Origin of the sequence: Acinetobacter sp. AYS6, assembly GCF_025630795.1 — a bacterium.
In the GTDB taxonomy this organism is placed as follows: Bacteria; Pseudomonadota; Gammaproteobacteria; order Pseudomonadales; family Moraxellaceae; genus Acinetobacter.
On sequence record NZ_JAOTNV010000005.1, the window covers coordinates 595,290 to 607,300 of the forward strand.

Here is a 12,011-nt window from a genome sequence, read left to right on the forward strand (position 1 = left end):
GGTTTTTTCAAAATCAATTCAGCCTATTAAAGACGGACTAATTCCACAACTTTTTCAGCTGCCTCTTCAACGGTTTCAGCAGTAACTTCTGTATCTGTACCATCCACAGCCGTAGTGATAACAACAACACCTGTCTCACGGAGTAAAGTAATTTGCTCAGCAGTTAAGTTGGCTTTTGCAATCGCAACTACACCTTGTTGGATCAATAAGCTTTCTAAAACTTGAGCTTTCTCGATTAACTGTGCAGAAATCCCAATCACCGCAGGTTTTTGTCCTAAACGCGCAGCACGGTGTTCAGCTGTTACAGGATTGCTATGTGCAGTCCATTCAACAGCAGCTTCAACCATACCAGCACCAACAGTTATGTTGCTTAAGCGATCAATGAAAATAAATGAACCTGTGTATCTTGAATCTTGATATTGATCAAATACCACTGGCGCATCAAACTCAACTACCACGTCTGCAATTGCATTTAACTCAAGTTCTTCAACTTGCGTGTGCTCCAATGTATTCACATTTACACGGAAGTTAATTGCAGTCACTTTAGCAGGAACGGTCTGTGTACCAATTTTAACGTTGTACAACTTACCTTTCACAAGCGGATGTTCATTCATCCATACCACTGAAGCACGAACACTACGGGAAATTAATGGTTGCTCACCAGCACGTACTAAAACGTTTCCACGGCTAATATCAATTTCATCATTTAGAGTTAATGTAACAGCTTGACCCGCAACAGCCTGCTCAAGGTTTCCATCAAAAGTGACAATTTCTTTAACTGTTGAGCGCTTACCTGATGGTAATGCAACAATTTCATCACCAACATTGATTTCACCTAAAGCAACAGTACCTGCAAAACCACGGAAATCCAGGTTAGGACGGTTCACATATTGAACAGGGAAACGGAATTCGTGTTTATTTGATTCACGACTAATTTCCACTGATTCAAGAATACTCATCAAGGTTTGACCCTTGTACCAAGGTGTATGCTCAGAAGCATTTACCACGTTATCGCCATTTAAAGCAGAAATTGGTACAAATTGAATATTGGCTGGACGACGATCACCTATCTGACTTACGAAAGCATCATATTCAATCTGAATTTCGTTAAAACGTTCTTCAGAGAACTTAACCAAATCCATTTTGTTAATTGCAACAACGATGTTTTTGATCCCAAGTAAACTTGCGATAAAAGTATGGCGACGCGTTTGTGTTTGCACACCATAACGCGCATCAATCAAGATAATTGCCAAGTCTGCAGTTGATGCACCTGTTGCCATGTTACGTGTATATTGCTCATGCCCAGGTGTGTCAGCAATAATAAACTTACGCTTTTCCGTTGAAAAATAGCGGTAAGCCACATCAATGGTAATACCTTGCTCACGCTCAGCTTGCAAACCATCTACAAGTAATGCCAAGTCTGGTGCATCACCCGTGGTTCCTACTTTTTTACTATCACGCGTTACGGCTTGTAATTGATCTTCATAAATCAATTTTGAGTCGTAGAGTAAACGTCCAATTAAAGTACTTTTACCGTCATCTACGTTACCGCAAGTCAAAAAGCGCAGCAGGTCTTTTTGTTCATGTTGCTTTAAATAGGCCAAGATATCTTGACTGATTAATTCTGATTGATGAGACATTGCTCAAACTCCACAAATTTAGAAATTGTCTTAGAAATAGCCTTCTTGCTTTTTCTTTTCCATTGAGCCAGCTTCATCATGGTCAATCATACGACCTTGACGCTCAGAACTCGTGGCTAAAAGCATCTCTTGGATAATTTCAGGTAACGTATCTGCTTCAGACTCAACTGCACCAGTTAATGGATAACAGCCAAGCGTACGGAAACGTACAGACTTCATCTGTGGAACTTCACCCTCTTTTAAACGCATACGCTCATCATCAACCATGATTAACGTACCGCTACGCTCTACGACTGGACGAACAGCAGAGAAATAAAGAGGAACGATTTGAATATTTTCTAAATAGATATATTGCCAGATATCCAACTCAGTCCAGTTAGATAAAGGGAATACACGAATACTTTCACCTTTGTTCACTTTACCATTGTAAAGATTCCAAAGTTCCGGACGTTGATTTTTTGGATCCCAACGGTGTTTACTATCACGGAATGAATAAACACGCTCTTTCGCACGTGATTTTTCTTCATCACGGCGTGCACCACCAAAAGCAGCATCAAATTGATATTTATCCAAAGCCTGTTTCAAAGCTTGGGTTTTCATAATATCTGTATATTTTGAACTACCATGATCGAATGGATTAATTCCAGCTTCACGACCTTCTTTGTTCTGATGAACAATTAAATCAAAGCCATGCGTTTTTGCCATGTTATCGCGAAACGCGATCATGTCTTTAAACTTCCAGCCTGTATCTACATGCAATAAAGGAAATGGAAGTTTCGCTGGATAAAATGCTTTTAACGCAAGATGAAGCATTACCGCAGAGTCTTTACCAATTGAGTAAAGCATGACCGGATTTTCAAATTCAGCAGCCACTTCACGGATAATATGAATACTTTCAGCTTCAAGTTGCTTGAGATGTGTGAGTCTTGATTCAGTCATGAACACGTCCTTCTCTATCCATTTTGCCCATAAAATCTAGAAGTGGTATTAAACCACCACCTAGAAGACCATGTGGAGGAACGAGTGCCATAACAACTCCAATTTTTCGTGATAGATAATCTAACCACAAGCCTTTATATGGCTTATAGCATTAGTTATGCATTATAGTGATTTAAAACCGATTCCTTTTGCTTGTTTTTTCATATTGATATTCGATTTCATCATATGCATGTAATATGCTGATTCACATCCATAACTTAGCAATCGTAACTTGTGTAGCTAACTTAAGCAAATCATGATCTACTCTTTAGATTTCTTTAAAAACCATAAAAAAAGAGAAGCCTTGATAGCTTCTCTTTTCTGACACATGATCTATTTAAGCATTAGAAACCGAACATTTTACGGTCTAATGGAATTTCAATACCAATAGATGCACCTGCATCATTACCTTCAAGATCCGAATCACTTACCCATCCATTAATTTTTAATGGAAGATCAGGTTTGATGAAATGCGTCCAAGTTAAATCAAGCGCTTTAATTTCATCATCTTTAGGGAATGCTTTATTGATTGCCAAATTAGATTGGTTAACTTTAACTACCATAGCACGACCACTTAAACGGTTCATGACATCAAAGCGGATATCTCCACCCACTGAGTACATTTGTCCATCACCACCCATCGCGTGGCCTAATGGGTAACCATGTTGGTAATAACCATCTTTATAAGTTGAATGAGCATAAGAGATACCTCTTACATCACCATTAGTACGTGTATCTGCCCATTCTGCATAAAGTTGATAAGGCAAGTTATTATAGCTAGATGAATAGTCTACGCCGGCTAAGTACATTTTCTTAGAAGGTAAACCACCCGCTTCATCTTCACCTACATATTGTCCATATATACTAACTGGAACTTGAAATAGCGGTTGCAATAATAAGCGACCATCAAAGCCAGCAATTTGGTTTGATGGATCTGGTTCACCCGTTCCGCCATTATCTTTATTGCCGACAAATGCATCCCATAAAGAACTAAAACTTTCAGGACGTCCATCACCACCCCATTGAATAGCACGCGATGCACCCAACTCAATATATGGTAATGGTTGTGCAGTTACACGTAATCCAATTAACTTGGCATCTGGGACAGATTTATAGTCATCTAATTGACCAGCAAAAGCTTGATATTGCCAAGGCCCAATCCAAGATAACCATTTTGTATCAAAAGCATTTTGTACAGCACGTTGTGCCGTTACACCATAAACTGGGCGGCTAGCATCACCACGAATTAAGCTACCATCATGGCCGGGACCCCACCATGTTGGAATTTGTCCCGCAACGACCCACTGATTCCAAAGTTTACCAGCCACATATGAACCTTCAACATTCACATCTTGGCCATTATCAATTTGTGGGTCTTTTTCTGCATTTACTCGGATTTTTGCATCCCAGTTTTCACCACCTGCATTAAACTCTAAAGAACCTTGATATTGAGCTTTTTGGCTATCACCGAATGCTTGTGGAATATTTTTACTATCGGTTTCAGCAAAAGCCCCGACTTTAACCGTATTATTATCTGCTTTTAATGCATTAAGAACTGAATTAATAACTTTTTGTTGAGCTGGATGTGTCACTTGTGCTTGAGAAAGAGCTCTCTGGATTTCATCACCACTTAACGGCCAAGTCGAAGTGCTAATGTTGATAACACCTTGTTGATTCAACCAATTTAAATCTGTACGTAAGTCCTCATTATTTAGCACTAAACCTTGTGCAAAAATAGCGGATGAAGCAGTTGCCAATATTGCAATCGAAAGTGTTTTTCTTAGAAACATGCCAGCCAATTCTCAAAGTTATTTATGAGCAACACCTTAAATTTTTTATCACAAATTTGCAATTGTTAAACTGTGCAATTACATTTTTTAACGCTATCTTAAGATTAGTATAGATAGGTAAGTTTTTGAGATATAAAAGTTATAAAAAAAGGCAGTATAAATACTGCCTTTTTTCTTTAAAGAAGATTAACCTTCTTTACGGCGCATATGAGGGAATAAAATTACATCACGAATACTTGGCGCATCGGCAAATAACATAACCAAACGGTCAATACCGATACCCTCACCAGCTGTAGGAGGTAAGCCATACTCAAGCGCTTCAACGAATTCTGCATCGTAATGCATTGCTTCATCATCACCAGCATCTTTTTCTGCAACTTGGGCTTGGAAACGTTCAGCCTGATCAATTGGATCATTTAACTCGCTGAAACCATTTGCCAACTCACGGCCACCAATGAAAAACTCAAAACGATCAGTAATATGTGCATTGTCATCATTACGGCGAGCGAGTGGAGAAGTTTCAGCAGGATATTCAGTAATAAATGTAGGTTGACGAAGTTTAGTTTCAACAGTTTCTTCAAATACAATCGTTTGAAGCTTACCCAAACCAAAACCAGGCTTAACTTGTTCTTTTAATTCTTCACGAATAAATTGAGCAAGGAACTCACGGTCACCAACATTTTCTGGCGTAAATTGTGGGTTATTCTCTAAAATCGCATCAAACATAGAGATTTTCTTGAATGGCCCCTTGAAGCTAAACACTTCACCTTGGTAAGGCACATCTGTTGTACCTAGAATATCCAAAGCCAGCTTTTCAAGCATGTTTTCAGTTAATTCCATCAAGTCTTTATAATCAGCGTAAGCTTGATAAAACTCGATCATCGTAAATTCAGGGTTGTGACGCGTTGAAACACCTTCATTACGGAAGTTACGGTTAATTTCAAACACACGTTCAAAACCACCAACAACCAAGCGTTTTAAATAAAGCTCAGGTGCGATACGCAAGAATAAAGGCATATCCAAAGCATTGTGATGTGTTTCAAACGGACGCGCAGATGCACCACCCGGAATCACATGCATCATTGGCGTTTCAACTTCCATGAAACGTTCATTGTTTAAGAATGCTCGAATTCCAGCAACTACTTTGGCACGGATTTCAAAAGTTTTACGTGTTTCTTCATTCACAATTAAGTCAAGATAACGTTTACGATACTTAACTTCTGTGTCATTTAAGCCATGGAATTTATCTGGTAACGGACGAAGAGATTTTGTAAGAAGTTCAAAACCTTCAAGGTGAACATATAAGTCACCTTTTCCTGAACGTCCGATATAGCCTTCAGCAGCAATAATGTCACCAAGATCTAAACCTTTAATAGTCTCAAGAATATCTTTTGGTAAACCCTTACGGTCAACATATAACTGAATACGGCCTGTCATATCTTGAATGACCATGAAAGAACCACGGTTTAACATGACACGACCAGCAACTTTTACATAAACATGCTCAGCGCTTTCAATTTGTTCTTTCGACTGATCTTTAAATTGTTCTTGTAGGTCAGCAGCGTAGTGTTCACGCTTAAACGTATTTGGCCAAGGACTCTTTCCAGTTTCCTTCGCAACATCTTGGATTTGCTTTAATTTGGCATGACGCTGTGCAATTAAATCGTTTTCGGAAATAGTTGGTTCAGAAGTCGATTGAGCGTTTTGTTGCGTCATCTCTGCCTCGATTAAGTAAAAATTAAGTGCCATATCTTAACAGATTGCGGGAGTTTTTCGAATGATTTCAATCAAACAAAAATGAAAAAAGACAATTTTATAGAAACGAACACTGCTTTTTAAGAGCAAAATGACTTAGACCAATCGCTAAGATCATTTTTTAAAACATTTAGTAAAATATAAAAAAATCCAAATAACCTCGATATTCAAAAGGCCCTATTTGCCTTTTATTTTATCAATGAGATTGTGTCGTAAATAATGAAAATTCTATTTTTACATGGCTTGGATTCTTCGCGTGAGTCGACAAAGTTCCATGCCATTTTACATCCTGAAAAATTTTGTATTGACGTCGATTATCGTAACTTAAGTTATGCATCTGTTGAGTACTTTTACCATCAGGCTATTCAGACGATTAAACCAGATTTATTGGTGGGCCATAGCATTGGTGGCTATTGGGCACTAAAAACTGCGGCTCAACATAAGTTAGCTGTTATTGTGGCAAATCCAAGTCTTAACCCTAATTTTCGGGCGGACTACCCTCAACTTTCTGAAGAAGAACTCATTCTCTCTAATCCTAAAATGGCTTATTTAGAATTAGGAGATGAGCAACTTGATATGTACCACGTTCAAGAAAAGCTTGCTCCTTATATGAATATCGAAACTTTTGAAGGTGGACATCATCGCTTGGCCTATCCTTCGCGGATTAATGATCTGATTATGAAAATTTATAAAAAATATTTGGCCTAGATTTCTATCGTTTGATTATAAAAAACTGGTTTATAGATATATAAATGAAGCTCTATTTTGCTTCTGCCATTTTTTTAACCACATCAAAACCTTGGACAAAGCCACTTTTCAACATGCCCATATATTCAGGCAAGGTGGCCAATTCAACTTTTAAAGTGGTTATATTATTTTTCTGAGTTAAAAAATATTTTTCTAAGGAGCCACTCCAACCTTTAACCTCTTCACTTTCCAAATCTTCTTTCCCCTCCTTAATCATTCCCAAATGTTTAAAAATCAATACTTCCGGTTTTTGCATTTGTTCAATTGTAGAAACCATCCCATTTCCTTCGCCGTCAAGAAAATAAGTTTTACCTCCTATTTGCCAGTCAGTACGCATAGAAGAATCGGGTGCAAAGAATTTCGTCCAAGCGTTATATGTCTCACTATTCCAAAGTAAGTCCCAGACTTTTTCTATAGGAGCCTCAATTTCCACTTCATATTCTAAATTTTCCATATTTTACTTCCCTGATTTATACCGTCTAAATGACAGCAAATTTTAATTTTCGGTTTTAATAATGACATTCTATAGCAATGTAGTTTGTTGTTATTTGGCTTTCGTATGAGATGAATCTTTTAAATAATCAGGTACTCTTTATTTCATGATATTTTCACAAATAAAATTAATTGTAAGAATGCATTAGTTATTATTAGTTTATGGTGAAGTTTTGCCTAAATAACCAGTTATTTGTCCTAACCTGCCATTCATCTTTGCTTACGAATGATTAAACTCCGTTATTTACTTTACTTTGAATGTAGAACTGCGTAAAAATTTGATATCCGATCAAAGGCACATTGGTTATTATTGACCGGATCGTAGTTACATTATTAATAGATGGAATAGTTTTACTGAAAGGCAGCTTTGAGCAAACTTATCAGTGCGGAGAGTCTCATGAAAAAATATCAATGTATCGTTTGTGGATGGATTTATGATGAAGCAGAAGGTTGGCCACAAGACGGCATTGCAGCTGGAACAAAATGGGAAGATATTCCAGATGACTGGACTTGCCCTGATTGCGGCGTTTCAAAAGCTGACTTCGAAATGATCGAAATCTAAGAACGTAAAGTAAAAGGCCATGATTGACATGGTCTTTTTTACGAATATTACCAATCCCCGTATTAAATAAATAATTCTAACTCTGGAGAAAAAAATGCATCCTATCGTCATTATCGGATCAGGCATGGCGGGTTATACCTTAGCACGTGAGTTCCGTAAGCTTAGCCCAGAGCAAGAACTTGTGATGATTTGTGCGGATGATGCAGTGAACTATGCAAAACCAACATTATCAAATGCGTTTGCAGGTAAAAAAGCACCTGAACAAATTGCTTTAGGTGATGCTGCTAAAATGGGTACTCAACTCAATATGCGTATTGAGCCTTTTACTTATGTAAAAGAGATTTTAGCTGAACGCCATGAGCTTGTTCTTGAGAAGGATGGTGTAACTTCGCAGCAACCCTACTCTAAACTGATTTTAGCCGTGGGCGCCAACCCAATTCGTCTTGCAATTGCAGGTGATGGTAGCGATGACATTCATGTCGTGAACTCATTGAGTGATTACCGCGCTTTTCGTGAAAATCTAGCTCAGCGCAAAGACAAACGTGTTGTTATTTTGGGTGCAGGTTTAATTGGTTGTGAGTTTGCTAACGACTTACTTCATAGTGAATATGATATTACTGTGATTGATTTAGCTCCTCAACCATTAGGTCGTTTACTTCCAGGACATATTGCTTCTGCTTTTCAGCAAAATCTTGAGGAAGCTGGGGTGAAATTTGCGTTAGGCACAACCGTTGAAAAAGTGAGTAAAATTAATAACGGTGAAGATTATGCGATAACACTCGCAAACGGACAAACATTGGTTGCTGACATTGTTCTTTCTGCAATTGGCTTACAGCCAAATATCTCACTAGCTCAAAGTGCAGATATTCAAACGAGCCGTGGAATTATTACCAATGGTTTACTGGAAACAAATCAAGCAGACATTTATGCAATTGGGGATTGCGCAGAGGTAAACGGTACTTTACTTCCATATGTTATGCCGATTATGCAACAGGCTCGTGCCCTCGCAAAAACCCTCAGTGGACAACAAACTGCTGTGCACTACCCTGCTATGCCAGTTGCAGTAAAAACGCCGGCTGCTCCACTTACAGTTTTGCCAGCGCCAGTTGATGTAGAAGTGAACTGGGAAACAGAAGAGTTCGACGATGGTATGCTTGCCAAAGCAATTGACAATGACGGAACATTACGTGGTTTTGTATTGTTAGGTGCGACCGCAGGTAAACAACGTTTAACTTTAACAAAGCTTGTTCCAGATCTTATTCCAGCCCAAGCATAAGGTTTGTATCAGGAATACTCGGTTAGAGAGTATTCCTTTAAGGAATGAATAACATGAATAGCGCCTTACAGTTTAACATTTCACCGTACACATCTTTCATGCAAGAAACCAAAGTCAACTTAGGCAATGGCATTGAATTACATGTAGAAGTAGGTGGAAGACCAGAACATCCAACCATTTTGCTGATTATGGGTCTTGGTGCTCAAATGCTTTTTTGGCCAGATTTCTTCTGTAAATCGCTGATTGATCAAGGATTTCGTGTTATTCGTTTTGATAACCGTGATATTGGCCTTTCTTCAAAAGTACGTCACGAAGGTAAACGCTTAAATACCGTCAAATTGATGGGCCGCTTTGCACTGGGTCTAACTAATCAGGGTGCACCTTATACGCTGCATGATATGGCAGATGATGTATCCATGCTCATTGATCGTTTAGGCGTGACCAAAGCGCATGTGATTGGTGCGTCAATGGGTGGTATGATTGCTCAAATTCTTGCAGCAAAATATCCAGAAAAGGTTGAAAAATTAGGGCTTATGTTTACAAGCAATAACCAGCCTTTTTTACCGCCTCCTTTTCCGAAACAACTTTTGAGTTTAATTGGTAAACCCGAGACACGTGACGAAGAAGGTATTGTTAATCATAGTTTAAAACTATTTCAACTGATTGGTTCACCTGGTTATATCAACCAGATTGAAGCAATGCAAACCGCGCGTAAGCTTTATCAACGTAGCTATTATCCTGCTGGTGTACTTCAACAGTTTTTAGCAATATTATGTACAGGCTCCTTACTACAACTCGACCGTGAAATTAAGCAACCCGCTTTAGTCTTACATGGCTCTCGCGATCGCTTACTTCCGCCTAGCCACGGTAAGGCTGTAGCAAAAGCAATTCCCGGTGCTAAGTTTGAATTAATTGATGGAATGGGGCATGATATCCCTGCACATTTTATTCCACAGCTTAGCGGTTTATTTGCGCATCATTTTAAATCATCAGACTAGGACACTATGGCTGCATTACCCTCATTAAGACAGCTATCATATTTAGTTACGTTGTCGGAAACTTTGCATTTTACTGAAGCAGCACGCCGCTCTTTTGTCACTCAATCGACGCTATCAGGCGGCATTATGGAGCTTGAACGGTTATTAGGTGGCGTTCTGGTAGAACGTGATCGTCAGAATGTGCGTTTAACACCTTTAGGTGAACAAGTCGTTGCTCGTGCCCGTGTACTACTAGCAGATGCTCAAGATTTAATGCGTTTGAGCCGTGAAATGAGTGAGCCGTTAACGGGTGATTTGCATTTGGGTGTTATTCCAACCATTGCACCTTTTATCCTGACACGATTACTTGATGAAGTGCATCAGCAGTTACCTAAAATTCAGCTGCATTTGCATGAAGCACAAAGTGAAAAAATTGTAGAGCGTTTAGAACATGGTAATTTAGACATGATCGTTCTTGCCCTACCATTTGACACGAGAGGCCTAAAAGTCGCTGAAATTTCGAAAGAAAACTTGTACCTTGTATGTAGTAAACAAGATGCGAATGCTCTTCAAGCAAACTCTCTAGATGATCTTGATTTATCAAGATTAATTTTGCTTGAAGAAGGTCACTGTTTACGTGACCACGTTTTGAGTGCGTGCCCTATCGGCGAGCGTAAAAACGACAACCGTTTAAAAGCAAGTTCTTTACCAACGTTAGTTGAAATGGTTTCTTCTGATTTAGGCTTTACGCTTTTACCAGAAATTGCAATTGAAAATAGTATGATCAAGTTTAATGATCAGATTACTGCAAAACCAATTGAAGATGCACCGAGCCGTACCTTAGCGCTAGTGACTCGTAAAAGTACACCGTTACAAAGTGAGTTCGATGTATTACTGCAAATTATGCAGAAAATTACGACAAGATTACATGATTAAAAAAAGGAGTCTTCGGACTCCTTTTTATTTTATTGAGGTGTTAAGGATGCCCACTTAAACACCCAAGCAGATGGCATATTCAAACTATTATCAGCAATAATTTTTTCTCTAATAATTTGTGCTATGGCATAGTCATTTGCAGGGTCTACCATGACTCGTATGCCTTTAGTCGTTGCACTGGTTACAACCTTGTACCCTTTTGCTTCTAACTGCGACTGAACCGTATTTGCCTTATTTTGATTAGATGCTAATGCAACTTGTACCATCCATTTCTTTTCACCATTTTCCAAGATTTCTTTAGCGACAGCTGCATCAAGTTGCTTTTTACTGTCAAAATTTTTCTTTTCTTCTACTTTCTTGGTGTGGACATCTTCAACTTTCTTTTGGGCTAACAACTCATCTTGTTTTTGTTTTCTTTTTTGGATGAGTAATGTTTGATTTTTCTCTACACTTTTTTTGGTTTTATCATTAGAAGAATTTATAAAATAAGGATATATCGCTTGATCATCAAATCTTTGAAATACGATGATATCCCCATAACACTTCTGTTCTGCATAAGCGGTCACTGGTATTATCCCCAAAAGTATTTTAATAAGTAAACTTCTAATAAAGCATTGCATCTTATTTATTTACCAAAGTTAAGTATATTTAATGCGGCGTATTAAAGTAGATTTCTCGTGATTTGTATATTTTTAAAATTCAATGTTTTATGTAAAAAATCACATATTTTCAAAACATATTGCAGTGCTTCAAATTATTATCGTTTATCCAGCAACCATTTAGAAAAACTAACTAAATTACTTTTAATTTCAGTCAATTAAAAAAGCCGACAAAATGTCGGCTTTTATTTAATCGTGA

General features: G+C 38.2%; 13 protein-coding genes. 6 read left to right on the forward strand and 7 right to left on the reverse strand.

Annotated features, from left to right (window positions below):
* Positions 1–26: 26 nt before the first annotated feature.
* The 5 genes from cysN to lysS form a co-directional block, all read right to left on the reverse strand.
* Entirely contained in the window at positions 27–1,640 is a 1,614-nt protein-coding gene (cysN, locus tag OD757_RS07560) for a sulfate adenylyltransferase subunit CysN (protein WP_263031432.1), read from the reverse strand.
* Between the two features lie 30 nt (positions 1,641–1,670).
* Complete coding sequence (cysD, locus tag OD757_RS07565; RefSeq protein ID WP_000140408.1) at positions 1,671–2,579, reverse strand: sulfate adenylyltransferase subunit CysD; 909 nt, start codon at positions 2,577–2,579, stop codon at positions 1,671–1,673.
* Positions 2,572–2,670 (reverse strand): hypothetical protein, encoded by a 99-nt coding sequence (locus OD757_RS07570; RefSeq protein ID WP_016141897.1) that lies wholly within the window; start codon positions 2,668–2,670, stop codon positions 2,572–2,574. Before OD757_RS07570 ends, cysD begins: the two co-directional genes overlap by 8 nt.
* 292 nt (positions 2,671–2,962) lie before the next feature.
* A complete protein-coding gene (locus tag OD757_RS07575; RefSeq protein WP_263031433.1) occupies positions 2,963–4,408 on the reverse strand; it encodes a capsule assembly Wzi family protein in 1,446 nt (481 codons plus the stop codon).
* Between the two features lie 186 nt (positions 4,409–4,594).
* The gene (lysS, locus tag OD757_RS07580; protein WP_263031434.1) at positions 4,595–6,124 is read right to left on the reverse strand and encodes a lysine--tRNA ligase; all 1,530 of its coding nucleotides are present in this window, start codon (positions 6,122–6,124) and stop codon (positions 4,595–4,597) included.
* 258 nt (positions 6,125–6,382) lie between these two features.
* Between lysS and OD757_RS07585 the strand changes: the two genes are divergently transcribed.
* Complete coding sequence (locus OD757_RS07585) at positions 6,383–6,871, forward strand: YqiA/YcfP family alpha/beta fold hydrolase (protein ID WP_009386608.1); 489 nt, start codon at positions 6,383–6,385, stop codon at positions 6,869–6,871.
* Positions 6,872–6,923: 52 nt separating this feature from the next.
* Here OD757_RS07585 and OD757_RS07590 read toward each other — a convergent pair whose 3' ends face one another.
* Positions 6,924–7,364, reverse strand: a complete 441-nt coding sequence (locus tag OD757_RS07590) for an SRPBCC family protein (protein ID WP_263031435.1) — start codon at positions 7,362–7,364, stop codon at positions 6,924–6,926.
* Between the two features lie 435 nt (positions 7,365–7,799).
* Here OD757_RS07590 and rubA point away from each other — a divergent pair, with 435 nt between their 5' ends.
* From rubA to oxyR, 4 genes are all read left to right on the forward strand, one after another.
* Positions 7,800–7,964, forward strand: a complete 165-nt coding sequence (gene rubA / locus OD757_RS07595) for a rubredoxin RubA (RefSeq protein ID WP_000760495.1) — start codon at positions 7,800–7,802, stop codon at positions 7,962–7,964.
* A gap of 94 nt (positions 7,965–8,058) precedes the next feature.
* Positions 8,059–9,240, forward strand: a complete 1,182-nt coding sequence (rubB, locus tag OD757_RS07600) for a rubredoxin reductase RubB (protein ID WP_263031436.1) — start codon at positions 8,059–8,061, stop codon at positions 9,238–9,240.
* Positions 9,241–9,293: 53 nt separating this feature from the next.
* Positions 9,294–10,238 carry an esterase EstB gene (estB, locus tag OD757_RS07605; protein ID WP_263031437.1) on the forward strand — a complete coding sequence of 315 codons (945 nt, stop codon included), beginning with the start codon at positions 9,294–9,296 and terminating at the stop codon, positions 10,236–10,238.
* Between the two features lie 6 nt (positions 10,239–10,244).
* On the forward strand, positions 10,245–11,153 hold the full coding sequence (oxyR, locus tag OD757_RS07610) for a LysR family transcriptional regulator OxyR (RefSeq protein WP_009386334.1): 909 nt from the start codon (positions 10,245–10,247) through the stop codon (positions 11,151–11,153).
* A gap of 29 nt (positions 11,154–11,182) precedes the next feature.
* Here oxyR and OD757_RS07615 read toward each other — a convergent pair whose 3' ends face one another.
* On the reverse strand, positions 11,183–11,773 hold the full coding sequence (locus OD757_RS07615; protein WP_263031438.1) for an SPOR domain-containing protein: 591 nt from the start codon (positions 11,771–11,773) through the stop codon (positions 11,183–11,185).
* A 57-nt stretch (positions 11,774–11,830) separates the two neighbouring features.
* Between OD757_RS07615 and OD757_RS07620 the strand changes: the two genes are divergently transcribed.
* Positions 11,831–11,974, forward strand: a complete 144-nt coding sequence (locus OD757_RS07620; protein WP_263031439.1) for a hypothetical protein — start codon at positions 11,831–11,833, stop codon at positions 11,972–11,974.
* Positions 11,975–12,011: the final 37 nt, after the last annotated feature.